At 58.8% G+C, this 23,573-nt stretch carries 22 protein-coding genes and 1 tRNA gene; 20 read left to right on the forward strand and 3 right to left on the reverse strand.

What is annotated here, in order from left to right; translation table 11 throughout:
* The first annotated feature begins 1 nt into the window (after position 1).
* The 7 genes from ACR0KX_RS02200 (at position 2) to ACR0KX_RS02230 (ending at position 8,268) form a co-directional block, all read left to right on the forward strand.
* Complete coding sequence (locus tag ACR0KX_RS02200; RefSeq protein ID WP_480707798.1) at positions 2 to 1,813, forward strand: AMP-dependent synthetase/ligase; 1,812 nt, start codon at positions 2 to 4, stop codon at positions 1,811 to 1,813.
* Positions 1,814 to 1,882: 69 nt separating this feature from the next.
* The gene (locus tag ACR0KX_RS02205; protein WP_170452250.1) at positions 1,883 to 2,740 is read left to right on the forward strand and encodes a beta-keto acid cleavage family enzyme; all 858 of its coding nucleotides are present in this window, start codon (positions 1,883 to 1,885) and stop codon (positions 2,738 to 2,740) included.
* 159 nt (positions 2,741 to 2,899) lie between these two features.
* Positions 2,900 to 4,474, forward strand: a complete 1,575-nt coding sequence (locus ACR0KX_RS02210; RefSeq protein ID WP_170453123.1) for a lysine--tRNA ligase — start codon at positions 2,900 to 2,902, stop codon at positions 4,472 to 4,474.
* A 48-nt stretch (positions 4,475 to 4,522) separates the two neighbouring features.
* The gene (locus ACR0KX_RS02215; RefSeq protein WP_170452248.1) at positions 4,523 to 4,924 is read left to right on the forward strand and encodes a DUF4864 domain-containing protein; all 402 of its coding nucleotides are present in this window, start codon (positions 4,523 to 4,525) and stop codon (positions 4,922 to 4,924) included.
* Positions 4,925 to 5,061: 137 nt separating this feature from the next.
* Complete coding sequence (locus tag ACR0KX_RS02220; protein ID WP_170622331.1) at positions 5,062 to 7,347, forward strand: glycosyl hydrolase family 28-related protein; 2,286 nt, start codon at positions 5,062 to 5,064, stop codon at positions 7,345 to 7,347.
* Between the two features lie 122 nt (positions 7,348 to 7,469).
* Positions 7,470 to 7,796 (forward strand): antibiotic biosynthesis monooxygenase family protein, encoded by a 327-nt coding sequence (locus ACR0KX_RS02225; RefSeq protein WP_170452244.1) that lies wholly within the window; start codon positions 7,470 to 7,472, stop codon positions 7,794 to 7,796.
* A gap of 64 nt (positions 7,797 to 7,860) precedes the next feature.
* Positions 7,861 to 8,268, forward strand: coding sequence for a universal stress protein (locus tag ACR0KX_RS02230; RefSeq protein ID WP_170452242.1), 408 nt, complete (start codon positions 7,861 to 7,863; stop codon positions 8,266 to 8,268).
* A gap of 3 nt (positions 8,269 to 8,271) precedes the next feature.
* Here ACR0KX_RS02230 and ACR0KX_RS02235 read toward each other — a convergent pair whose 3' ends face one another.
* Positions 8,272 to 8,754, reverse strand: coding sequence for a pyridoxamine 5'-phosphate oxidase family protein (locus ACR0KX_RS02235; RefSeq protein WP_170452240.1), 483 nt, complete (start codon positions 8,752 to 8,754; stop codon positions 8,272 to 8,274).
* 119 nt (positions 8,755 to 8,873) lie between these two features.
* On the opposite strand from ACR0KX_RS02235, the gene ACR0KX_RS02240 reads away from it, so the two are divergent.
* Positions 8,874 to 9,290, forward strand: a complete 417-nt coding sequence (locus tag ACR0KX_RS02240) for a hypothetical protein (protein ID WP_170622332.1) — start codon at positions 8,874 to 8,876, stop codon at positions 9,288 to 9,290.
* 24 nt (positions 9,291 to 9,314) lie between these two features.
* Here the strand turns inward: ACR0KX_RS02240 and ACR0KX_RS02245 are convergent, their stop codons facing one another.
* Positions 9,315 to 9,743: a hypothetical protein gene (locus ACR0KX_RS02245; RefSeq protein WP_170622333.1), complete on the reverse strand. Its 429-nt coding sequence runs from the start codon at positions 9,741 to 9,743 to the stop codon at positions 9,315 to 9,317.
* 695 nt (positions 9,744 to 10,438) lie between these two features.
* On the opposite strand from ACR0KX_RS02245, the gene ACR0KX_RS02250 reads away from it, so the two are divergent.
* Positions 10,439 to 10,798 (forward strand): hypothetical protein, encoded by a 360-nt coding sequence (locus tag ACR0KX_RS02250; protein WP_170452235.1) that lies wholly within the window; start codon positions 10,439 to 10,441, stop codon positions 10,796 to 10,798.
* Complete coding sequence (locus ACR0KX_RS02255; RefSeq protein WP_170452233.1) at positions 10,791 to 11,318, forward strand: hypothetical protein; 528 nt, start codon at positions 10,791 to 10,793, stop codon at positions 11,316 to 11,318. Before ACR0KX_RS02250 ends, ACR0KX_RS02255 begins: the two co-directional genes overlap by 8 nt.
* A 6-nt stretch (positions 11,319 to 11,324) precedes the next feature.
* Here the strand turns inward: ACR0KX_RS02255 and uvrB are convergent, their stop codons facing one another.
* Positions 11,325 to 13,511 (reverse strand): excinuclease ABC subunit UvrB, encoded by a 2,187-nt coding sequence (uvrB, locus tag ACR0KX_RS02260; protein ID WP_170622335.1) that lies wholly within the window; start codon positions 13,509 to 13,511, stop codon positions 11,325 to 11,327.
* A gap of 382 nt (positions 13,512 to 13,893) precedes the next feature.
* On the opposite strand from uvrB, the gene ACR0KX_RS02265 reads away from it, so the two are divergent.
* The 10 genes from ACR0KX_RS02265 (at position 13,894) to ACR0KX_RS02310 (ending at position 23,538) form a co-directional block, all read left to right on the forward strand.
* Entirely contained in the window at positions 13,894 to 14,205 is a 312-nt protein-coding gene (locus ACR0KX_RS02265) for an ETC complex I subunit (protein ID WP_170452229.1), read from the forward strand.
* Positions 14,206 to 14,682, forward strand: coding sequence for a GNAT family N-acetyltransferase (locus ACR0KX_RS02270; protein WP_170452227.1), 477 nt, complete (start codon positions 14,206 to 14,208; stop codon positions 14,680 to 14,682). It abuts the gene before it with no gap.
* A gap of 21 nt (positions 14,683 to 14,703) precedes the next feature.
* Positions 14,704 to 14,780: transfer RNA gene (locus ACR0KX_RS02275), tRNA-Arg, on the forward strand.
* Between the two features lie 560 nt (positions 14,781 to 15,340).
* Positions 15,341 to 16,354: an inositol 2-dehydrogenase gene (gene iolG, locus ACR0KX_RS02280; RefSeq protein ID WP_170622336.1), complete on the forward strand. Its 1,014-nt coding sequence runs from the start codon at positions 15,341 to 15,343 to the stop codon at positions 16,352 to 16,354.
* Between the two features lie 123 nt (positions 16,355 to 16,477).
* On the forward strand, positions 16,478 to 17,419 hold the full coding sequence (locus ACR0KX_RS02285) for a sugar ABC transporter substrate-binding protein (RefSeq protein ID WP_170452223.1): 942 nt from the start codon (positions 16,478 to 16,480) through the stop codon (positions 17,417 to 17,419).
* A gap of 74 nt (positions 17,420 to 17,493) precedes the next feature.
* Positions 17,494 to 18,606: an ABC transporter permease gene (locus ACR0KX_RS02290; protein WP_170452221.1), complete on the forward strand. Its 1,113-nt coding sequence runs from the start codon at positions 17,494 to 17,496 to the stop codon at positions 18,604 to 18,606.
* A 1-nt stretch (position 18,607) separates the two neighbouring features.
* On the forward strand, positions 18,608 to 19,426 hold the full coding sequence (locus tag ACR0KX_RS02295) for an ATP-binding cassette domain-containing protein (protein ID WP_170452219.1): 819 nt from the start codon (positions 18,608 to 18,610) through the stop codon (positions 19,424 to 19,426).
* A 152-nt stretch (positions 19,427 to 19,578) separates the two neighbouring features.
* Positions 19,579 to 21,411, forward strand: a complete 1,833-nt coding sequence (gene iolD, locus ACR0KX_RS02300; RefSeq protein WP_170622337.1) for a 3D-(3,5/4)-trihydroxycyclohexane-1,2-dione acylhydrolase (decyclizing) — start codon at positions 19,579 to 19,581, stop codon at positions 21,409 to 21,411.
* Positions 21,408 to 22,307 (forward strand): myo-inosose-2 dehydratase, encoded by a 900-nt coding sequence (gene iolE / locus ACR0KX_RS02305; protein WP_170622338.1) that lies wholly within the window; start codon positions 21,408 to 21,410, stop codon positions 22,305 to 22,307. Before iolD ends, iolE begins: the two co-directional genes overlap by 4 nt.
* A 49-nt stretch (positions 22,308 to 22,356) precedes the next feature.
* Positions 22,357 to 23,538 carry a phytanoyl-CoA dioxygenase family protein gene (locus tag ACR0KX_RS02310; protein WP_170622339.1) on the forward strand — a complete coding sequence of 394 codons (1,182 nt, stop codon included), beginning with the start codon at positions 22,357 to 22,359 and terminating at the stop codon, positions 23,536 to 23,538.
* Positions 23,539 to 23,573 lie beyond the last annotated feature (35 nt).

Consider the following 23,573-nt stretch of genomic DNA (forward strand, 5'->3'; position numbering starts at 1 on the left):
GATGCAGCCGATCGACGCCAATACCCTGAAGCCCGTACCGCTTCACCTGATCGACACCGTCAGGCGTCTTGGGGATGCGCCCGCCTATTGGCACGAGGTTGATGGGGATTGGCAATCGCAAAGCTGGTCGGGGTTCGGGGCCGAGGTGGAACGGGCGGGTCGTGCATTGATCGCCTTGGGGCTTGACCCCGGACAGGTCGTTTGCATTCTCGGCCGCAATCGCCCGGAATGGGTGGTCATGGCCCATGCCGCAATGGCGGCCGGGTGCAATCCGACAGGGATCTATTTCACCTCATCAGCCAAAGAGGTCGATTATATCATCCGCCATTCGGATTGCCCGTTGGTCTTGTGCGACACCGACGAAAACCTGTCGCGGGTGCAATCGGTGCGGGCAGATGCCCCGGATCTGCGCCACGTCGTGTCCATGAACCGACAGGTGGCAGAGGCCGATGTGCTGTCCTGGCCCGATTTCCTTGGGCTTGGCGGGGCAGAGTTTCAGCCCGAATTGGACGCCCGCCGCAATGCGCTGACGCTGAAAGACACGGCACTTCTAGTCTATACATCGGGGACCACCGGGAAACCGAAGGCGGTTGTGCTGTCGCATCGCGCCGCGATCTGGATAACGCAGACGCTTGGTGAGTTCATGCAGGTCAAGGACGGCGCGCGTATGCTGTCATACCTGCCGCTGGCCCATATTGCAGAGTTCAACAACTCGATTTTGGGCCAAGCCGTGTTTGGAAGTCAGGTCTGGTATTGTCTGGACCCTTTGACCATGCGCGATGTGCTGCCCCTGTGCCGCCCAACGGTGTTTCTGGGCGTGCCGCGCGTCTGGCAGAAGATCGAAGAACGGATCACCACGGGTGTTGCTGCGGCAAAAGGGGCCAAAGGCGCGATGGCGCGCTGGGCACTGGGTGTTGGGCAGGAGGTGGCTCAAAAGCGGCTTGGGGGTCAAAAGCCCGGCTTTGGCCTTGCGCTGCAATACCGTCTGGCTGATCGGCTGTTGCTGAGAAGGGTGCGCCGCGCATTGGGGCTGGCGGATTGCGGTACGATCCTGTCCTCTGCGGCACCGATCTCGGTTCAGACACTGCAGTTCTTTTTCGGCCTCGGCATCGATGTCTATGAAGGTTACGGCCAGTCCGAGGCCTGCGGCCCCAGCACGATGAACTGCGCCAGCGCCAACCGATTGGGCAGTGTCGGCAAACCTCTGCCGGGCATCGAGGCGCGCGTTGCCGAGGACGGTGAGGTTTTGGTGCGTGGTCCGAACGTCTTTGATGGGTATCTGAAAGACCCTGAATCCAGCAGCGAAACCCTGACCGAAGATGGCTGGCTTCTTACAGGTGACTTGGGGCAGATCGACGAGGATGGGTTTGTCACCATCACCGGGCGCAAGAAAGAAATTCTGATCACCACCGGCGGCAAGAACATCTCGCCCGCCGCGATTGAAAATGACCTGACGGATATTCCGCTGGTCGAACACGCCATGTTGTTGGGAGATGGGCGCAAATTCGTGGCCGCGCTGCTGAGTATCTCAGAAGATGCGCTGGCCGCCTTTGCCAAGGCTGAAGGGTTGGACAATCCGACACCGTTGCATCCCCGCGTGCAAGAGGTTGTCGCTGCCGCCATTGCCCAGATCAACCCTCGTTATTCTCGCGTCAATCAGGTGCATGAATTCCGTATTCTGGACCGACCTCTGTCTCAGGACGCCGATGAACTGACCCCGACCCTTAAGATGAAGCGCCGGGTGATCGAGGAAAACCATGCCGCTTTAATCGACGCAATCTATGCAAATCCCCCCGAACAGGAGCCTTTATGAGCCCCCATTTGAACGACCCAACCACCCCCATCAAACCCGCTGCGTTTGGTGCCTGCCACGGCCTTAACCATGGATAAGGCGATCCTGACCTGTGCGCTGAACGGGGTGCTGACCAACCCGGCGCAGCATCCCGTTCCGGTTACCCCCGAAGACTGCGCAGCCTCGGCGCATGAGGCTTATGATGCAGGGGCGTCGATCATTCATGTCCATTACAGGGATCAGGGCCCCGGTCGCGGTCACTTGCCCAGCTGGGATCCAAAAGTTGCCCGCGACATTACTGATGCAATCCGCGATGCCTGTCCGGACGTGCTGATCAATTCGACCACCGGCTTGCCCGGTGCGGATATCAGCGCACCGGTCGGTGTGTTGCGTGAACTCAGGCCCGAGATTGCGGCCTGCAATGCCGGGACGCTGAACTACCTCAAGCTGCGGGCCTCGGGCGATTGGGCCTGGCCACCGATGGTCTTCGATAACCCGCCCGAAAAGGTGCAGGGCTTTTTGGACGTAATGGCAGAGACCGGAAGCATTCCCGAGTTTGAGTGCTTTGACGTGGGCATTGTCCGCTCGGTCGAGATGTATGTGCGTGCGGGAATGGCCAGGCAAGCACAGTATAACCTTGTGATGGGTGTCGCCTCGGGCATGCCGGTGGATGGTGATCTGCTGCGTCTGCTTCAGAAATACATGATCCCCGGATCAAAATGGCAGACAACGCTGATCGGGCGGGCGGACATTTGGCCAGTGCACCAGCTGAGCGCCGAGTTGGGTGGTATGTTGCGCACCGGGGTTGAGGACACGTTCTATCTGCCGTCAGGCGACAAAACCTCGGGCAACGGGCAGTTGATCGAAGCGCTGGCCACATGTGCTGGCAACGCCGGGCGCGCGGTCGCATCTCCGGCCGAGGCGCGCGCGATCTTGGGGATTGGCTGACCAGTCAGGCCGATTTCGTCTGCGCGCGACCAGCCTGCCACGCTTGCTGGGCCGAAAAAGCATGAGCCATTATTGACTCATGCTGCACTAGCACAATAGGAGGGGTCGGTCCGGTCGCATCGGGTGACCGGCACAGCCTTCCCGATGGAGCATATCGAAATGTCTGAACTGCGTGACACCGCAATGTCGTCCAAGGCCTGGCCTTTTGAAGAGGCGCGCCGGTTGCTCAAACGCTATCAGAAGAATGCGCCGGAAAAGGGCTATGTTCTGTTTGAAACGGGCTATGGCCCTTCTGGCTTGCCGCATATCGGCACGTTTGGCGAAGTTGCGCGGACCACGATGGTCAAGCGTGCGTTCGAGGCGCTGTCGGATATCCCCACCAAGCTGATCTGTTTCTCAGACGATCTGGACGGGATGCGCAAGGTTCCGACCAATGTACCGAACCCTGAGATACTTGAACAGCATTTGCAGCGCCCGCTGACCTCGGTCCCGGATCCGTTCGGTGAATACGACAGCTTTGGCGCGCACAACAACGCGATGCTGCGGCGGTTTCTTGATACCTTTGGGTTCGATTACGAGTTCTATTCGGCCAAGGAATTCTACGAGTCCGGGCAGTTTGACGAGATCCTCAAGCGCGCGGTCGAACGCTATGACGAGATCATGGCAATCATGCTGAAAAGCCTGCGGGAAGAACGCCAGCAGACCTATTCGATCTTCCTGCCGCTGCACCCGGAAAGCGGGCGGGTCATGTATGTGCCGATGAAAAAGGTCTGCGCCGAGACCTTCACGGTGACCTTTGACGATGAAACCGGCAAGGAATGGACCGTGCCCGTCACCGGCGGCCACGTGAAGCTGCAGTGGAAGCCGGATTTCGGCGCGCGCTGGGCGGCGCTGGGCGTCGATTTCGAGATGTACGGCAAAGAACACGCGACCAACGAAAAGATCTATGACGCGATCTGCCGTGCGTTGGGTGGCCGTGCGCCTGAGCATTTCAGCTATGAGCTGTTTCTGGATGAAAACGGTCAGAAGATCTCCAAGTCCTCCGGCAATGGCGTGTCGATTGACGAATGGCTGACCTATGCGCCGACCGAGTCGCTGGCCTATTTCATGTATCAAAAGCCCAAGACCGCCAAGCGGATGCATTTTGATGTGATCCCAAAAGCTTATGACGAGTATCATCAACAGTTGCGTGCCTATCCGGGTCAGGACCTGAAGGCGCAGTTGAACAACCCGGTTTGGCATATCCATGGCGGAGAGGTGCCCGAGTCGACCCTGATGGTGCCCTTTGCGATGTTGCTGAACCTGGCATCAGTGTCCGGGGCCGAGGACAAAGAGGCGTTGTGGGGCTTTATCCGCCGTTACGCGCCCGACGCGACTGCGGAAAGCCATCCCGATCTGGATCAGGCGGCGGGCTTTGCCGTGCGCTACTTCAACGACTTCGTCAAACCGACCCGCAAGCACCGCGCGCCAACCGATCAGGAACGCGAAGCGCTGGAGGCGCTGAAAGCTGCGCTTGAGGCCTATGACGGCCCGGTCGAGGACGAGGCGCTGCAATCAGTGGTCTATTCCATCGGACGCGAGCGGTTCGACCCGATGCGCGGTTGGTTCACGGCGCTTTATGAGGTGCTGCTGGGGGCCTCGCAGGGGCCGCGCTTTGGTGGTTTCATCGCGCTTTACGGCGTGGCCGAGACGATCGCACTGATCGACAAGGCCCTGGCCGGAGAGCTGGTCTGATTTGACCTGATCCCGCTTGGGGCTACCCTTCCGTCAGGAGGTGGCCCCATGCGTCGATTTTTGCTTGCTGTATCCCTGAGTGTCGCTCTGGCTTCGGGTGCCTATGGTCAGAGCGAAGAGATCGAGGCCAATATCGCGGCGCAGATCGAAGCGTTCGAAGCCGATGATTTCGCCACCGCCTTCACCTTTGCCAGCCCGAATATCCAGCGCCTGTTCCAGAATCCCGACAACTTTGGTGCCATGGTGCGCAACGGCTATCCGATGGTGTGGCGGCCGTCCGAGGTGCGGTTTCTGGAACTGCGCGAGATTGCGGGCGCGCTGTGGCAAAAGGTCATGATCGTGGATGGTGACGGCCGGGTTCACATTCTCGACTACCAGATGATCGAGCAGGAAAACGGTTGGAAAATCAACGGCGTGCAATTGCTGGGCAATTCCGACCCATCAGCCTGAGGCAACGCCACCGTCACGGTGGGATGAGCCGCAGTTAATCCCTTTTGGATACTCAGACTTTCGCGTTCGGGGTGGACCCGGGCTGAGGGTTTGAACGTGTCGCTGTTCTGTGCGGCGCGATTGGGAAAGGGATTTCTATGAACAAGGCAATCACCGACGGCATCGTTTTCATGCCGCCTCAATTCGCGGATGGTCTGGGGGTTTGGTCTGCGGGGGACGGGACACCGGGCTCGCCCACCTATGCCGGGTCGGGCACGGGGGCATTTGTGCCAGCGGATGCGGATTTTGGCGGCTGTCTTGAGATTCTGAAGGTCAATCCAACGCAGCAATTGCGCTATATGGGCCAGACGCCACTGCTGCCCGGCTGCTATCTGCAGATCAAGGCGCGTGTCAAAGCCGTCAGCGGTCCGTTGCCCGAGGTTCGGATTGCGGCCTGGGCTGGCGGGGCCGGGGATACAAACCTGACCGGCGTGATCGAAGAGGGGCCGGCGACGCAGCTTTCCGGCTATGGGGCAGTGCATGAAATCACCGCAATCGTCGGCACCGGGCGTCGCCCCGGGGTGGACATGCCCTGGGGTGTCGATGCGCTGTACGGCCATTTTGGTCTGGATATCCTTGGTGCCAACGGCGCACTGGTGCGGGTCGATGACATCGAGATCACGGATGTGAGCGGCGTGTTCCTGCGCGAGATGATCAGCGTTGTGGATGTGCGCGATTACGGGGCCATTGGCGACGGTGTCACCGATGACTCGGCTGCGTTCGAGGCGGCGGATCAGGCTGCGGGCGGTCGTCGGGTCTATGTTCCGCAGGGCACGTATCATTTGGCCGAAAATACCAGCATGGCGTCCGAGATGGATTTCGAAGGCACGGTGACCATGCCCGACGACAAGATGCTGCTGTTGACCAAGAATTTCGATCTGCCTGCCTACATCACCGCTTTCGGGGATGAGGAACTGGCCTTCAAAAAGGCATTTCAGGCTTTGCTGAACAACTCGGACCACGACTCGCTGGATCTTGGCGGGCGCAAGGTCGCGGTGACGGGGCCGATTGATATGGCGGCGGCTGTGCCCAACAAGCAAGGCTTCTCCACCCGACGTGTGATCCGTAACGGACAGTTCGACGTCAAAAGCAGCACGGATTGGGACACCGAGACCTTCACCTCGGTCGCCACCTATGACCCTTCCGACAATACCCGCCTTACGGATGTGGCCAATGTGGCGAATATCCCTGTTGGATCACTGGTGCAGGGCGCAGGCGTGGGGCGCGAGATTTACGTGCGATCCAAGGATGTCGGTGCGGGCGAGATCACGCTGAATGCGCCGATCTATGACGCCTCGGGCACGCAGACCTATACGTTCCAGTCCTTCAAATATCTGCTGGATTTCAGCGGCTTCAGTACGCTGCGCAAATTCGGCATGGAGCAGATCGAATTCCAGTGCAACAGCCGGTGCAGCGCCATCCGTCTGGCGCAGTCGGGCAGCACGTTTTCGCTGAACGATTGTTTCATCAGCCGCCCCAAAGATCGCGGCATCTCGTCAACCGGGACCGGGTGCAAGGGGATGCTGATCGACAATTGCCAGTTCCTGTCCGCCGAGGAATCCTTCACCGTGCCCGAGCGTAACTCGATTGCGCTGAACACAAACGCGAATGACATCAAGCTGCGCCATAACCGCGTCGTAAGGTTCAAGCATTTCGCCGTGGTGGGCGGCGACAACAACATGATTTTGGGCAATCATTTCTTTCAGGGGGACAGCATTCCGCAGGGCGTTCGCACCGCTGGCCTGATCATGATTGGCACCTACAACAGCTCGACCATTGCCCAGAACTACATCGACAACTGCTTTATCGAATGGAGCAACGAGCGCGACGCAGAACCCAGCTATGTTTCGGGCAATTCGTTCAGCGCCATGAGCATCACGGACAACATCTTCTATTCCAGCGAAGCACCGCCCTGGTTCAGCTATATCGTGGTCCGCCCCCATGGGCCGGGGCATTTTCTGAACGGGCTTTCGGTAACGGGGAACGTGTTCCGGTCAAGCAGCAGCGACATTGAACGCGCCGAGCGGGTGGATACAACGTTTGCTGACCTCAATAAGGATCGCCACGTCAATGTGACGTTCCAGAACAACACCTTTCACGGTATCGACAAGAAAGTAGCGAACCCTCTTCGGCTTCGCCATACACAGAACACGGCTGCCGGGACATGGAGCGTTTGGACCTCTGCCCGCTTGCCATTCAAGGGCAAGGCGCGAAGCTGCGATTCCGTCACCGCGCTGGGGGCGCTCAGAAGTACGCTTGGCACAGTTCGCTATGCCACGCCCTATGTCGATGTCGAGCAGGGGAACAACGAAGACGGTGTTCGCCTGCGGTGGCAGGAAAACCTGAGGGGTACGGCATCTGTTCTGGTGCGAATGGAGCGGTAAGTGCTCAGGCGGTCGCCCCAAGCGGGCGGCCGTCATTCTCTTGCCAAAATTACAAGAATCCAAGGAATTGCGCGACTTATAGGTTTCCTGTGCTAGGCTGAGATCAGCCAAAGGAGGATCAGATGCCGACCATCGCCAAAACCGCAACCGTGCAGACCGTCATTACAACATTTGAAATGACACCGGGAACCTGTCAGGACCTGTTGGAAGCGCTGACGGATGCCTATTCCAGCTTTATCTCCAAGCAGCCGGGATTCGTATCAGCGGGCCTTCATGTGAACGACGCGCAGACCCGCATTGCCAACTATTCACAGTGGGAACGCCGTGAGGATTTCCTGGCCATGTTGCGCACGCCCGAGATGCGGGACCGCAACCGCAAGCTCAATGAATTATGCAAGAGTTTCGAACCGGTCATGTACGAGGTGGCCGAAACCTTTGACCGATCCTGACCTGGATCAAGGCCTCTGATTTCCGCGTGGTTTACTATGACTGCGGTTAAACGGAGGCCCTAAAATGTATCACAACATTCTTGTCCCCATTTCCTTCGACACCGAACGGGATACGTCCGGCCCGATCAAACTGGCCGAGGTATTGGCAACACCGGACGCAAAGGTCACCTTGCTGCATGTTGTCGAGCATATTCCCAACTATGCGATTTCCTACATGCCCGCCGAATATCTGACCGAAGCGCGCAAGGCCATTCAGACCGAGCTGGATGACCTTGCCGCAAAACTGCCCAATGCCGAAGGGCTGGTGATCGAGGGGCATTCGGGCCGCAGTATCCTGGACTGGGCCGAGGCACACAGCCCGGATCTGATCATCATGGCATCGCATCGGCCGGGGATGCAGGACCTGCTGTTGGGGTCTACCGCGACGCATGTGGTGCGCCACGCAAAATGCGCGGTTCACGTGGTCCGATGACGTCTAGAAATCCGCAGGGCTCAGACGGTAGGCTTTTCCGAACCCTGCGTTGAGCAGCCCGTCGGTGATGTCAAAGCGAACAAACCCGAAGTCTGCAAAATCGACATAAAGCTTGGCTTTCGGGCGCAACTCCAGATAGCGCAGGCGCAGGTCCTCATGATCGGGTGTGCCTCGGGCGACCAACTGTGCTGTGGCGTGCAACGTCAGGCGCGGATGGGTCAGCGGATCGCCCTTGTCCGCCGGTTCTCCGATCAATAGCGCACAGGCTGGGTTCGCGTGCAGAGCACGGGTGTGATCGGACAGCGTTGAAATCAACGAGATCGGTTGCCCTTGCTCATCCGTCGCCAGTGCAATGCGCGACGATGATGGCAATCCGTTGTCCGGGCGCAGAAAAGACAGTGCCGCAAAAGTAGCGCTGCCCACCAGATCCCGCGCCAACTTGCGCGCTGCGTCGTCCGTGGGTTGGTATGGGTCGGCCTTGGGCATCGCACTCGGCTTACTGTCGCGTCAGAGGTCACCATTTGATACGGGTTTGGGGGACACAGTTCCAGCCCGTCGGGTCGCCGCCGCCTCGGCTTTGCCACAAATCGCGTGTACAGACGGGTATGGATTTGGATCGCCTCACGCAGGAACAGGATAACCTGACCCCGCAGCCCTCAAAGCGACACCTGCGCGCTGATGCGACGCGGCGGCGGGCTTTGTCGCCTTTTCGTATTGGGCTGATGGTCGTGGCCTTACCCCTGACAACCGCACTGATTGCGGCTAACATCTACATCCGAATGTCCGAGTTCGACCGGAACGGAGCGATCCTGCACCTCATCGCCCTGTCAGGCTGCGAAGCACCCGCAAAGCTTGGCTTTGGTCCATTCCGCAAAGGTTATGCCGGGTATCACGAACGCTATGACCCGGACCGCAACGGTGTCTCGTGCGAAAAGTCGGGTCAGGTGCGCGCCAACAAATCACCCACATCCGGCACGGCAACACAACGCGCTGTGGGGAACGCGAAATTCGTGCGCCCCTGATCCGGTCGGCCTGATTTCTTCACCTCAGGACAATTGAGCCCCGGCACAGTCGCGAAAGATGCGAACCTGCGGCGCGGCACCGTCCAACGGGAACTCGGCCAGCCCGTCCTGAGTGAATGCATAGGCGGTCTGATTATATTCCAACCCGTCCAGAACATTTCCGAACCCGGTATCCGCGACGGTCAGCGAAGCCGCGCCGTCCGACAACACATGGCGCGAGGTGGCAATTTCGATCGGGCTTGGCCCCTCAAACCGCATGGCAAACCATGGGGCCTGTGTCCAGGCCTCGGTCTTTTGCGTGACCGTCAGCGTGTAGAGAGGTTGGGACGGGTCGTAGGTCAGGAAGATTTCGGCCTGTTCGGTGTCATGCGACAGGGTGCAGATTTGACCCACCGAGGCCTCCCATGCGGTGGCCGGGGTGGCGAGGAGTATCGTGAGCAGAAGAAGGCGCATGACGGAAACTTAGCTGTCGATGGGCCTTGGGCAAGGGTGGTGATCTGTCTTTACGACAGACGTTAGTAGTGCACGAGGCGGCCTGATTGAAGGCGCTGACGGATTTTTCATAAAACTGCGCCAGATCCTCGGCCAGCACCACGCGGGTGCCCCGTACCCGGTCAATGGCGCTTTGGAATTCGTGCAGGCTGTGTGGGGTGTTCGTCATGACAACCGTTTTGAAAACACAACCTGTTTTTTCAAACGTGGAGGAGAGGGCGTTGGGCTGTAAGGGTAGTGTCGGGCTGTAGGATGGGTGATTTCACCCATCAATGTTCATCACAAAAAAGATGGGTGCGAGCACCCATCCTACGCTTGCTGACAGATTTTCCTGAGAAGCGCGCCTGGTCCTTTGCCTGTACCACACGAGCGCCGTGCACTCGGTGAATGGCGCATTAGATCTCACGCCTAGAGAGAACGTGTTGGGGTGCGTCACGGCAACCGTTTGGAACCACAATTTGTGATCTCAAACGCGAAATAGAAGGGTTTTGGCTGCAAGTTCTTAGTATACGTTTGTGAGTAGGTAAGGGTCATATCCCCTTTTTTGAGTTTAGAGAGCATTGGAGGAATGAGTTGAAAATCCATCCAGCGCCTTTGGTAAGATTATGAGATGCCAAAAAAAGATGATAAGGTATGTTGGTTTTTGAGGGTTTGGTATGAAACGTAGTTTGTATTTGCAATCAATAGTTGTGGTATTTGCACTATTCAGCACAACCACATTCGCACAGTTTTCAGATTCAACAGCCGAAGATGAAACGGAGCAAGATGATGCATCGGCTGGCCAAAGCAGCGAGCTTGAGCAGGAAGGCGGTGGCTGTAAGCTACTTACACTAAAACGGAAATCCGGCGAGACGTTGAGTTTAGATGAATCAACACAGCTGCTAAATTGTTTCGAAAGCCCACTTGAGTTTGGTGATGACTGGGAGGGCTTCATGGCAAACCAACCATCACCAGATGCATTCGGAGATCCAAACAACTTTGCCCCGTGGCTAACACTGGATGAACTCAATGTATAAAATTGATTTGTTACTATCTTTGGAGAAAACAGCAGTATTGTTTGGGTGCAGTTTAGCACTGGCCCTAACTTCAGTCTTAGCGTTGTTTTTGTTCAATTTGGTGAGGGACAGATGCGTTAGCGCCGAAGCCAAAATGGACGTTTCTTACGGAACGATTTTAGGACTTGTTCTGGTTTTTGGATGTTTGGCAGGCGTTATCGGGTTACTTATGGGTAGTAGCCGTACTGCCGCTGCAGGTAATGTTTTGCCGGTAGCATTGACGTTTATTGGCGGGTTGGCGATATTTTTGATCACAAAGGAAGCAAACAAAGCCGTTAACGTTTCAGCTTCTGTTTTGGCATTTTCATTGATGCTTCTCTTTGGCACGGTAATCGGTTCGTATGAACGAGCGAGAGCGACTGAACAGGTAGCTCTAAAAACCTGGGATATTGAGAGACAAAAGTGGTTGGCGCAGCGAGAATTTGCGATAAATGCCTATCGAGATACCCTGGGTTTGAAGCCACTTGGCGAAAAAAAGTAGAGGCTATCACCTCTTCCGCCGCTTCACATTCCCACCCCGTTGGCCCGGCCTCCCAGCCGTTGACCGCCCACGCGACCTAACCGCGTCTTCCGAGGCTTTCTCGACCGCCCACTGACGCGCCATGGGGTCGTCGGCGACGGCCAGGTCGACCGCTTCCAGACGTTTGATCTCATCCCGGATGTTGGCGGCCTCTTCGAACTCCAGGTTCTCGGCGGCTTTGCGCATTTGCTCGCGCAGACCGTCCAGATGGGCCTCAAGATTGGCACCGTGCATCGGTTTGTCGATGGTGGCGGTGACGCGGTTCATGTCCACGTCGCCTTCGTAGAGACCGGCCAGAACGTCCTCGACATTCTTCTTCACCGTTTCCGGCGTGATGCCGTGTTCCTCGTTATAGGCAAGCTGTTTGGCGCGGCGGCGGTTGGTTTCGCCCAAGGCGCGCTCCATCGAGCCGGTGATCTTGTCCGCATACATGATCACCCGGCCATCGGCGTTGCGGGCGGCGCGGCCAATGGTCTGGATCAGTGAAGTCTCGGACCGCAGGAATCCCTCTTTATCCGCGTCCAGGATGGCGACCAGTCCGCATTCGGGGATGTCGAGCCCTTCGCGCAGCAGGTTGATGCCGACCAGCACGTCAAACGCCCCCAGCCGCAGGTCGCGCAGGATTTCGATGCGTTCCAGCGTGTCGATATCCGAGTGCATGTAGCGGACCTTGATGCCCTGTTCGTGCAGGTATTCGGTCAGGTCCTCGGCCATGCGTTTGGTCAGCGTCGTGACCAGCGTACGAAAGCCGTTGGCGGCGACCTTGCGCACCTCGTCCAGCAGATCGTCCACCTGCATCGACACGGGGCGGATTTCGACCTCGGGGTCCAGCAGGCCGGTGGGGCGGATGACCTGTTCGGTGAAGACGCCGCCGGTCTGCTCGATCTCCCACTTGGCGGGGGTGGCCGAGACAAAGACGGATTGCGGGCGCATGGCGTCCCATTCCTCGAACTTCAGCGGGCGGTTATCCATGCAGGACGGCAGGCGGAACCCGTGCTCGGCCAGCGTGAACTTGCGCCGATAGTCGCCCCGGTACATGCCGCCGATTTGCGGCACGCTGACATGGGATTCGTCGGCAAAGACGATGGCGTTGTCGGGGATGAATTCGAACAGGGTCGGGGGCGGTTCGCCCGGTGCGCGGCCTGTCAGATAGCGCGAATAGTTCTCGATCCCGTTGCAGACGCCGGTGGCCTCGAGCATTTCCAGATCGAAATTGGTGCGCTGTTCCAGCCGTTGCGCCTCCAGCAGTTTGCCTTCTCCGACCAGTTGGTCCAGCCGGATGCGCAGCTCCTTTTTGATCCCGATGATCGCCTGCTGCATCGTGGGTTTCGGCGTCACGTAGTGCGAGTTCGCATAGACGCGCACCTGCTCCATCGTCGCTGCGCGTTCGCCGGTCAGCGGGTCGAACTCGGTGATCTGTTCCAGTTCCTCACCAAAGAAGGACAGTTTCCAGGCGCGGTCCTCAAGGTGGGCGGGCCAGATTTCCAGCGAGTCACCCCGCACCCGGAACGAGCCGCGCTGAAACGCCTGATCGTTGCGGCGGTATTGCTGGGCCACCAGATCGGCCATCACCTGCCGCTGATCGTATTCATTGCCAACCTTCAGGTCCTGCGTCATCGCCCCGTAGGTCTCGACCGAACCAATGCCGTAGATGCAGGACACCGAGGCGACGATAATCACGTCATCCCGTTCCAACAGCGCCCGCGTGGCCGAGTGGCGCATTCGGTCGATCTGTTCGTTGATCTGGGATTCTTTTTCTATGTACGTGTCCGAGCGCGGCACATAGGCCTCGGGCTGGTAGTAATCGTAGTAGGACACGAAGTATTCTACTGAGTTCTCGGGGAAGAAGCCCTTGAACTCACCATATAGCTGCGCCGCCAGCGTCTTGTTGGGGGCAAGGATGATGGCGGGGCGCTGGGTTTCTTCAATCACCTTGGCCATGGTGAAGGTCTTGCCCGTCCCGGTCGCGCCCAGCAGGACCTGATCGCGCTCGCCGTCGAGAACGCCGCCGGCTAGTTCCCTGATCGCTGTCGGCTGGTCTCCTGCGGGGGCAAACTCGGTATGCATCACGAACTGTTTGCCGCCTTCCAGTTTCAGGCGGGCGCGGACGTCTTCGGCGGTCAGTTGGGTCTTGTCGGAATGGGCATAGGGCATGGGCAGGCTCCAGGTCAGGCCCTTACATTTGTTCTTATTTTGTCCAACTGCAAGTCCTGATCTGGTTTTTGAAAACGCCTTTCAGTAATACGCAAGCCGACCGTCCGGGATTTGATCCGATTGCACCTGTGGCGGAAATTCGTCAGTGTTCATAAACCGGCTTAGAACGGCCCGGTTGGCCTCGGGCCGGGCATCGATTTCAAGGGTTCTTTCGTGGTGGATCAAGTTGCAATCCTCATCATGAGCTGAACCCTTTTTAGGCCACGTTGATGACAGTTTCTGGCATCAGTCGGATCGCTGAAACCCGCGACAATTGCGGACTTGTCCGCGCCGCTCGCGTGGCGCATAAACATGATCAGCCAAGTGAGGACGGAGAGGCGACATGCGCGCACGGATTTACCAGCCTTCAAGAAATGCGATGACCTCGGGCATGGCAAAGACCCGCAAATGGGTTCTGGAATATGCCCCCGCCTCGGCGCGCGAGGTTGATCCGCTGATGGGCTGGACCTCGTCCAATGACACGCAGACTCAGGTTCGGCTGAAATTCGATACCAAGGAAGAGGCGCTGGAATACGCCAAGGATAACGGTATCGAGGCGCAGGTCAGCGAGCCGCATAAGCGCAAACCCAACCTGCGCGCCCGGGGCTATGGCGAGAACTTCGCCACCGACCGGCGCGGCCCCTGGACGCACTGAGTGATCGACATTCGTCAGGCCGACCCCACATCGGACGCTTTGCGCCCGGTGGTCGAGGCGCATTTTGCCCATAGCCAAACGGCTGGCCCTGCGGAAAGCAATCATACAATGGATGCCGATGCGCTGTCCGGGTCGGGGATCCGGTTTTGGGCCGTTTATGACGGCGATCAACCGGTGGGATGCGGGGCGCTGAAGCTGTTGCCGGACCAAACGGCCGAGGTGAAATCGGTGCACATCCTGTCACAAGCGCGCGGACGCGGGCTTGCGCGCGCGATGATGGATCATCTTGCGGAACACGCCCGGTCGGAAGGGTTATCCGCGCTGGTTCTGGAAACCGGCGCGGCGCATTTGCCGGAATATGACGGCGCCCGCAAACTGTACGAAGCATTGGGATATTCCTATTGCGGCCCGATCTACGGCTATGAGGATGATCCCAACAGCGCCTTCATGCGCTTGGGCCTTGAACCCCGCCCGTAAAAACCGCAAGAAGGGCGCAGCGGTCCCTTAGCTCAACTGGATAGAGCAGCTGACTTCTAATCAGCAGGTTGAGGGTTCGAGTCCTTCAGGGATCGCCATTTCCAACCGATGCAACCGACCCATCGCGCGCGAAATCTCGTTTGTGTGATCCGGGTCACTGACCGGCCCCACAGAATCAGTCAAAGTGACCCTATTGATGAGTTGGCGTCAGTTGGTTTTATGACGTGAGTTTTTTTTAAAGTTCTCCCCAAGACACTTGGCGCGTTTGTTTCAAACGCGCCATTTTCTTTTGGCCTTGGGGGAGGGTGAGGGGCTGGGTGAGGGGGTCAGGCCAGCCCCTCGTAAGGGGTTACTGAGTGGTAGTGTAATCCGCTGACCTCAAACTAGCCCAAGTCTAAGGTCTCGGATATTGGGGGATTCCCGTACGGATCGCCTTTTCTGGTCGGATTTTCTGCGATTTCCCACAAAATTCGAGCGATTTTCGGGGCCTTTGATCAAAACAGGGCCAACCTTAGGCGTGAGTCTGACGGGTGATTCCCATCCGTCAAAAGGCGCTTGGCCTGTGTTTGCCTGTTTCCTCGTGGCATCCCGAAAAAAAATCTTGCAACCGGTTGCAAAGAGCAACATTGTGACGCCAAGTAAGATTCGGGAGAATTACATGCTGAAGGTCGGGCTGCTTGGTGCTGGTCGTATCGGACGTGTCCACGCGCAAGCCATTACGTCGCATTCGGAAAGCAAGCTATGTGCGGTGTCGGACGCAATGGCCGAAGCCGCGACGCAACTTGCCGAGGCGCATGGCGCGCAGGTGCAAAGCTCGGTCGAAATTATCGATAACCCGGATATTGATGCGGTACTGATCGCAACGCCGACCGACACGCATTCGGACCTGATCGAGGCTGCAACGCAGGCAGGCAAGGCGGTTTTGTGCGAAAAGCCGGTCGATCTGGACCTGCAGCGGGCGCTTGACTGCCAGACTGTTGTGGCCGGGCGCAAGCCACCTGTCATGATTGGGTTCAACCGCCGGTTTGATCCCAACTTTTCCGCGATGAAGGCCGCTGCCGACGCAGGTGAGATTGGCAAGGCTGAGCTGTTGTCGATCACCTCATTCGATCCTGCACCCCCGCCGGTCAGCTACATCAAGGTTTCGGGCGGGCTGTTCCGTGACATGATGATCCACGATTTTGACATGGCGAACTATCTGATGGGGGAAATCCCTTCCTCTATTTCCGCGGTCGGGTCCTCGGTCGTGGACCCCGAGATCGGGCAGGCCGGGGATGTTGATACCGCTGTTGTCACAATGACTTACGCCGATGGTCGGATCGCGGTCATCAAGAACTCGCGCCGTGCGGCATATGGTTATGACCAACGGGTCGAAATGCTGGGATCAAAGGGACTGCTGCAGGCCCAGAACATGCTGGAAAACACGGTGATCAAATCGACGGCGGACGGTGTTGTCGGTGCCAAGCCTACCTACTTTTTCCTTGAACGCTATATGCCCGCGTATCGGGCCGAATGGGATGCATTTGTCCAGGCCGCAACGTCGGGCGCGGCGGTTCCGGTGACTTTGGATGACGGTGTCGCTGCGTTGGCCATGGCCGAAGCGGCAACGCAATCCGCGCGGTCGGGCGCACCCGTCCAAATGGCGGAAATTTTGAAACCGGTTGCAAAATGAGCGAATTTCTTCAAACTGAAAACGGCTCGGTACCACTTCCGGCTACGACAGATTCGGTCCGACCGAGTGAATGGGGCGGATAGCCCAGGACAAAAACAGACGGTTTTTATGGGAGGAAACCAAATGAACAAGTTTGTGAAACGAGTGCTGATGGCCAGTGCTGTGGCGGTTGCGGCGGCCACGGGCGCTGCGGCGGAAGGCGAAAAGTACATCCTGGTCAGCCATGCCCCGGACAGCGACAGCTGGTGGAACACGATCAAGAACGGCATCGCGCTGGCGGGTGATCAGATGGGTGTCGAGGTCGAGTATCGCAACCCGCCCACCGGCGACATTGCCGATATGGCGCGGATCATCGATCAGGCGGCAGCCTCGGGGCCGAACGGGATCATCACCACTCTGGCCGATTATGACGTGTTGAAAGGTCCGATCACATCTGCCGTGGACTCGGGCATCGACGTTATCATCATGAACACCGGCACGCCGGATCAGGCGCGCGAGGTTGGCGCGCTGATGTATGTCGGCCAGCCCGAATATGACGCCGGTCTTGCCGCCGGTCAGCGCGCGAAAGGTGACGGCGTCACCAAATTCCTGTGCGTGAACCACGCGATCCAGCAGCCCACGGTGGGTGAGCGTTGCCGCGGTTTTGCCGATGGTCTGGGTGTTGAACTGGGCGATGCGATGCTGGACAGCGGCACCGACCCGGCGGAAATCAAGAACAAGGTTCTGGCCTATCTGTCCGCAAACCCGGATACCGATGGCATCCTGACTCTGGGTCCGGTGTCGGCTGATCCCACCGTTGCGGCGCTGAAGGAAAACGGCATGGCCGGTGACATCTATTTCGGTACCTTCGATCTGGGTGAGGAAATCGTTAAAGGCATCAAGGACGGCACCATTCAGTGGGGCATCGACCAACAGCCCTTCCTGCAGGCCTATCTGCCGGTTGTGATCCTGACCAACTACCATCGCTATGGCGTTCTGCCGGGCAACAACATCAACTCGGGCCCCGGTTTTGTGACCGCAGACGCCCTTGAAAAAGTCGAGGAACACGCGGGCGAATACCGCTGATCCCAACCGGGTGGCGCCAAGGCGCGCCACCCGCCTGACTTCAATCCGCACCTTTCAGATCGTGGAGGCACCCCATGTCCACCACCCAAGTCGCTGACGAACGCGTCAAGGAAATGTCCGCGCTGCGCCGCTGGCTGATCCGCCCCGAACTGGGCGGGATCGTTGGAACCGTCGCAGTCTTTACCTTCTTTCTTCTATTCGCCGCTGATTCCGGCATGTTCAACGCGCAGGGCGTGATGAACTGGGGCACCGTGTCCGCTCAGTTCATGATTATCGCTGTCGGCGCGTGCCTGCTGATGATCGCGGGTGAATTCGACCTGTCCGTCGGCTCGATGATCGGCTTTTCGGGCATGATGATTGCCATCTTTCTGGTGATCCTGGGCTGGCCCGCCTGGATCTCGATCATTGTGACTTTCATTCTGTGCATGCTGATCGGTGCCTTTAACGGCTGGATCGTGATCCGCACCGGGCTGCCCAGCTTTATCGTGACGCTGGCGGCGCTGTTCGTGCTGCGGGGCTTTACCATCTATCTGCCGCAAACCTTCGAGAACAAGACCATCATCGGCGGTATCCGCGACGCGGCAGAAGGCGACTGGCTGGCCCCGATCTTTGGCGGGAAAGTTCTGCAGGGGCTGTTCGTCTGGCTGGGCGACAACGGCATTATCGCCACGTTCGAACGCGGTACGCGCGCCGGCCAACCTGTTGTTGACGGTATCCCCATGCTGATCGTCTGGGCGATTGTCATCATTATCTTTGGCCATGTGCTGTTGACCAAAACCAAGTTTGGCAACTGGATCTTTGCGGCCGGTGGCGATGCCGAGGCCGCGCGAAACTCGGGTGTGCCCGTGAACAAGGTGAAAATCCTGATGTTCATGTTCACCGCCTTCTGCGCCACCGTATTTGCGACCTGTCAGGTCATGGAGTTCGGTTCGGCCGGGGCGGATCGTGGTTTGCTGAAAGAGTTCGAGGCGATCATCGCCGTGGTCATTGGTGGCGCGTTGCTGACCGGCGGCTACGGCTCGGTTCTGGGGGCGGCGCTGGGTGCGCTGATCTTTGGTGTGGTGCAGCAGGGGCTGTTCTTCGCAGGCGTCGAAAGCTCTCTGTTCCGGGTGTTTCTGGGCGTGATCCTGCTGGGTGCGGTGATCCTGAACACCTATATCCGTCGCATCATCACAGGAGAACGCTGAGATGACCGAAGACACCAAATTCCACCACGGCGACTCGCAAGAGCAAAAGCCGATCATCCGTATGGTCGACATTCAGAAACACTTTGGTTCGGTGATTGCGCTGGCTGGCGTCAGTTTCGACCTGAAACCGGGGGAATGCCATTGCCTGCTGGGAGATAACGGCGCAGGTAAGTCGACCTTCATCAAAACCATGTCCGGTGTGCACAAACCCACCGCGGGCGAGATTTTCTTCGAAGACAGGCCGATGCATTTCGAAGACCCGCGCGACGCGATTTCAGCGGGTATCGCCACGGTGCACCAGCATCTGGCCATGATCCCGTTGATGAGCGTCAGCCGCAACTTCTTCATGGGCAATGAACCGACGCGCAAAGTGGCCGGGATCAACTTCTTCGACAAGAAGCTGGCGGATGAGATCACCATGGAAGAGATGCGCAAGATGGGCATCAACCTGCGTGGCCCGGATCAGGCCGTCGGCACGCTGTCGGGTGGGGAACGTCAGACAGTTGCGATTGCCCGCGCCGTGCATTTCGGTGCGAAGATCCTGATTCTGGACGAGCCGACCTCGGCCCTTGGGGTGCGTCAGACTTCGAACGTTTTGGCGACCATCGACAAGGTGCGCAGTCAGGGTGTGGGCGTCGTGTTCATCAGCCACAACGTCCGCCACGCGTTGGCGGTGGGCGACCGCTTTACCGTGTTGAACCGGGGACAGACGCTGGGCACGGCCAAACGGGGTGAGATCACGCCTGAGGAACTTCAGGACCTTATGGCTGGCGGTCAGGAACTGGCCGAACTGGAAGGTTCGCTGGGCGGGACCGTTTAAAACACCGGTGCCCCGCAGGCATGCGGGGCGCCCGATCATTCAGTGGTGCAAGGCCACACATAAATCACAGGTCAGATTGGGTGGCCTGGAACCTTCAGAAATGTGAAAACCGACCTAAAGCCCATGGCGGCTTCGTGTTGAAAGGGATCATGATGAGCAAGACAGTCCGACTGACCGCGGCGCAAGCTCTGGTGCGCTATCTCGGGGCGCAGATGAATGAGGCCGGAGAGCCCTATATCGCCGGAGTCTGGGCCATTTTCGGCCATGGCAACGTGGCCGGTCTGGGTGAGGCTTTGCACGCCGTCAAAGACAGCCTGCCCACCTATCGCGGTCACAACGAACAGACCATGGCCCATTGCGCGATTGCCTATGCCAAGCAGATGCGCCGCACGCGGGCGATGGCCGTGACCTCATCCATCGGGCCGGGGGCCACGAATATGGTGACAGCGGCGGCATTGGCTCATGCGAACCGACTGCCGGTACTGATCATCCCCGGCGATGTGTTTGCCTCGCGCGGTCCGGACCCGGTGCTGCAGCAGATCGAGAATTTTGGCGACGGCACGGTCAGCGCCAATGACTGTTTCCGCCCGGTCAGCCGCTACTATGACCGTATCTCGCGGCCCGAACACCTGTTGACCGCGCTACCGCGCGCCTTCCGTACCATGACCGACCCGGCAGATTGCGGTCCGGTGACGCTGGCCTTCTGCCAGGACGTGCAGGCCGAGGCCTACGACTACCCCGAAAGCTTCTTTGAGCCCCGCGTCTGGTATCAGCGCCGCATCCGCCCGGACGAGGGCGAACTGGCCCGCGCCGTTGCCGCGATCAAGGCGGCGAAGCGCCCGGTCATCGTAGCCGGAGGCGGGGTGCATTACTCGGGCGCGACCGATGCGCTGCAAAGCTTTGTTGAAACCCACAACATCCCCGTCGCTGAAACGCAGGCGGGCAAATCGGCCTTGGCCTGGGACCATCCATTGAATCTGGGGCCCATTGGCGTCACCGGTGGAGAACCGGCCAATGATGTCTGCGCCGAGGCTGATCTGGTTCTTGCGGTTGGTACGCGGTTGCAGGATTTCACCACCGGGTCATGGGGCCTGTTTTCGAACCCCGAACGCGAGATGATCTGCCTGAACACCGCAGCCTATGACGCCGAAAAGCACGGAGCAATGCCATTGCAATCCGACGCACGCGTGGGCTTGCAAGAGCTGGGCGCAGGCTTGCAGGGCTACAGCGCCGATCCAGTGGCCGATACCCTGAAAGCCGATTGGTTCGGCAAGGTCGACAAGCTGACCGACGCGCCCGGCGACGGGAATGCTCTGCCTACCGACATGCAGGTGATTGGCGCGGTTCAGCGGGCCTCGCACAACGACACGGTTGTAATGTGCGCCGCCGGAACAATGCCCGGTGAGTTGCACAAGCTGTGGAAGGCCCCACGCCCCGGCGCCTATCACATGGAATACGGGTTCAGCTGCATGGGGTATGAGATCGCAGGTGCGATGGGTATCAAAATGGCCCAGCCCGAACGGGACGTGATCTGCTTTACCGGCGACGGCACCTATATGATGGCGAACTCGGAAATGGCCTCTGCCGCGATGATGGGCGTGTCTTTCACTGTTGTCATCACCGACAACCGGGGCTTTGGCTGTATTAACCGCTTGCAGATGGGCACCGGCGGGGCCGAGTTTAACAATCTGCTGGATCACGCGGTGCATGAGACACCGTCGGCTATTGATTTTACCGCCCACGCGGCGGCGATGGGGGCGACCTCGGTCAAGGTCAGCTCGATTGCTGACTTGGAAGAGGCTTTGGCCAAGCGTGCCGACATCAAAGGGCCTTATGTGGTGGTCATCGACACCGATCCGTACCCGTCCACCGAATACGGCGGTACCTGGTGGGAGGTTGCGGTGCCCGAGGTCTCAATCCGCCCCGAAGTCAACGAAAAACGCGCGGCCTATGAAGTTGCGATCAAGGAAAGAAATACGAAATGAGCGTGAAGATCGGTATCTCTCCGATTGCCTGGCAGAATGACGATCTGCCCGACCTTACGGCAGCCTATACCATGGAACAGGCGCTGAAAGAGGCCAGAGAGATTGGTTATACAGGCGTCGAGCGCGGCCAGCGGATGCCCGGCGATACCCAAGGTTTGCGCGCCTATCTCGACGGCAACGACATCGCCCTGTGCGGCGGTTGGTGTTCCGGTGCGTCGCTGGTCAACGACTTCGCGACCGAACGTGAGGCGGTGCGCGAACAGGTCGAGCAATTCGTGGCGCTGAACAGCCCGTGCATTGTCTATGCCGAATGCTCGAACACCGTGCAGGGGCAGATGGGCACGCCGGTCAATCACCGTCCGAAACTGTCGAAGGATGAGGTCAAGGCCTACGCAGCCAAGATCACCGAATTGGCGAAATGGATGGCCGATCAGGGGATGCCGATGGCCTATCACCACCACATGGGCACGATCATCGAAAGCGAGGATGACGTGAACTGGCTGATGGAGGGATCGGGCCCCGAGGTGAACCTGTGCTTTGACACTGGCCATCTGCTGTTTGGCGGCGGCGATGTGATGGCAACCCTGAACCGCTGGGGCGACCGGGTGCATCATGTGCATTTCAAGGACATCCGCCCTCAGATCGTGCAGACAACTCGCGAGAATGACCATTCTTTCCTGGATGCGGTGGTCGGCGGCGCTTTCACCGTTCCAAGCGATGGTTGCATCGACTTTCAGGCGGTCGCAAACGCGCTGAAAGCGATGGATTACGACGGCTGGATCGTGGTCGAGGCCGAACAGGACCCGGCCAAGGCACCGCCCTATGAATATTCCAAGATGGGCTACGACCACATTGTCGAGGTTTGCACACGGGCGGGATTGGAGATCACGGCGTAACACCCAGCCCCAAAGGGCAACACCAAAAGCCATGAGAAAGGAGACTGTCATGGTGACTCAACAGCTTGGATATGTCGGCTATTTCGACCGGGAATCCTGTGATCTGGATGAATTCAAGGTGTTGACCGCTCAGAACCTCTTGGCTGAAACGGTGCCTTTTGCGGCCTCCGTCGAAAAGAACGTGCCCGTCTATGACATGCAGGCGCTGCGTCAGATGTTGGAACAGCCTGATACACGCCGGGCTTTGCTGGCGGAGTGGGGCTGGGTTCTGGACAAATCCGCTGGTGTGATCGCTTTGAAAGGGGCATATCCGGACACCTCGATCATTGATCGGGCGACGGATGTGTTCCGTCAGATTATCGAGCAAGAACGCCTAAGCGGGGCGGGTGAGGGTGATCATTTCGCCGCCTCAGGCGCGAATGACCGGATTTGGAACGCGTTGCAAAAACAATGCCTGCGCGACCCCGAAGGCTTTGCGCTCTATTTCGGGAACACGGCGATCTCGGCGGCTTGTGAAGCATGGCTTGGACCGAACTATCAGGTGACGGCGCAGATCAATCAGGTGCGCCCCGGTGGCAAGGCGCAACAGGCGCATCGGGACTATCACCTGGGGTTTCAAAGCGCGGACAGTGCAGCCCGATACCCGGCCCATGCGCATCTGGTAACAGCCTCGCTGACGCTGCAGGGCGCAGTTGCGCATTGCGACATGCCGGTAGAAAGCGGTCCGACCAAGCTGCTACCGTTCTCGCAGCTCTACCCGCCGGGCTACCTGGCTTTCCATGATGAGGCCCACCGGGCGCATTTCGAGGACAGCTATATCCAGCTCCCACTGGAAAAGGGCGACGCGGTGTTCTTCAACCCGGCCCTGTTCCATGCGGCGGGCGAGAACAGCAGCACCAACATTCACCGCATGGCGAACCTGCTGCAAATCTCATCTCCCTTCGGGCGTGCGATGGAGGCGGTGGATCGTCAGGCGATGTCGCTGGCAGTGTTCCCGTCACTGGTCGCCTTGAAGCAGCGCGGGGCGTTGGACGCTGCGCAGTTGGAGGCCGCGATTGCGGCCACGGCTGAGGGTTATCCTTTCCCTACCAATCTGGACACGGACCCTCCGGTCGGGGGCAACGCGCCTGAAAGCCAGGCGGACATACTGCGCCGCGCTGTTGCGGAAGGCTGGACCGAGGCGCAACTGTCCAAGGTTCTTTCGGCCCTGAACCAAAGGCAAGCTGCCTGAAACAACAATCGGGCGGCCCGAATGGCTGCCCGCAA

Source organism: Ruegeria sp. BG5, from assembly GCF_056538425.1.

Coding starts and splice junctions, on each gene's coding strand:
- ACR0KX_RS02210 (WP_170453123.1), top strand. CDS start 2,900: ATGTCTGAACTGCGTGACACCGCAATGTCGTCCAAGGCCTGGCCTTTT.
- ACR0KX_RS02205 (WP_170452250.1), top strand. CDS start 1,883: ATGGATAAGGCGATCCTGACCTGTGCGCTGAACGGGGTGCTGACCAAC.
- ACR0KX_RS02235 (WP_170452240.1), bottom strand. CDS start 8,754: ATGCCCAAGGCCGACCCATACCAACCCACGGACGACGCAGCGCGCAAG.
- ACR0KX_RS02245 (WP_170622333.1), bottom strand. CDS start 9,743: ATGCGCCTTCTTCTGCTCACGATACTCCTCGCCACCCCGGCCACCGCA.
- ACR0KX_RS02310 (WP_170622339.1), top strand. CDS start 22,357: ATGGTGACTCAACAGCTTGGATATGTCGGCTATTTCGACCGGGAATCC.
- ACR0KX_RS02295 (WP_170452219.1), top strand. CDS start 18,608: ATGACCGAAGACACCAAATTCCACCACGGCGACTCGCAAGAGCAAAAG.
- ACR0KX_RS02255 (WP_170452233.1), top strand. CDS start 10,791: ATGTATAAAATTGATTTGTTACTATCTTTGGAGAAAACAGCAGTATTG.
- iolD (WP_170622337.1), top strand. CDS start 19,579: ATGAGCAAGACAGTCCGACTGACCGCGGCGCAAGCTCTGGTGCGCTAT.
- uvrB (WP_170622335.1), bottom strand. CDS start 13,511: ATGCCCTATGCCCATTCCGACAAGACCCAACTGACCGCCGAAGACGTC.
- ACR0KX_RS02215 (WP_170452248.1), top strand. CDS start 4,523: ATGCGTCGATTTTTGCTTGCTGTATCCCTGAGTGTCGCTCTGGCTTCG.
- ACR0KX_RS02230 (WP_170452242.1), top strand. CDS start 7,861: ATGTATCACAACATTCTTGTCCCCATTTCCTTCGACACCGAACGGGAT.
- iolG (WP_170622336.1), top strand. CDS start 15,341: ATGCTGAAGGTCGGGCTGCTTGGTGCTGGTCGTATCGGACGTGTCCAC.
- ACR0KX_RS02250 (WP_170452235.1), top strand. CDS start 10,439: ATGAAACGTAGTTTGTATTTGCAATCAATAGTTGTGGTATTTGCACTA.
- ACR0KX_RS02200 (WP_480707798.1), top strand. CDS start 2: ATGCAGCCGATCGACGCCAATACCCTGAAGCCCGTACCGCTTCACCTG.
- ACR0KX_RS02265 (WP_170452229.1), top strand. CDS start 13,894: ATGCGCGCACGGATTTACCAGCCTTCAAGAAATGCGATGACCTCGGGC.
- ACR0KX_RS02285 (WP_170452223.1), top strand. CDS start 16,478: ATGAACAAGTTTGTGAAACGAGTGCTGATGGCCAGTGCTGTGGCGGTT.
- iolE (WP_170622338.1), top strand. CDS start 21,408: ATGAGCGTGAAGATCGGTATCTCTCCGATTGCCTGGCAGAATGACGAT.
- ACR0KX_RS02220 (WP_170622331.1), top strand. CDS start 5,062: ATGAACAAGGCAATCACCGACGGCATCGTTTTCATGCCGCCTCAATTC.
- ACR0KX_RS02225 (WP_170452244.1), top strand. CDS start 7,470: ATGCCGACCATCGCCAAAACCGCAACCGTGCAGACCGTCATTACAACA.
- ACR0KX_RS02290 (WP_170452221.1), top strand. CDS start 17,494: ATGTCCACCACCCAAGTCGCTGACGAACGCGTCAAGGAAATGTCCGCG.
- ACR0KX_RS02240 (WP_170622332.1), top strand. CDS start 8,874: ATGGATTTGGATCGCCTCACGCAGGAACAGGATAACCTGACCCCGCAG.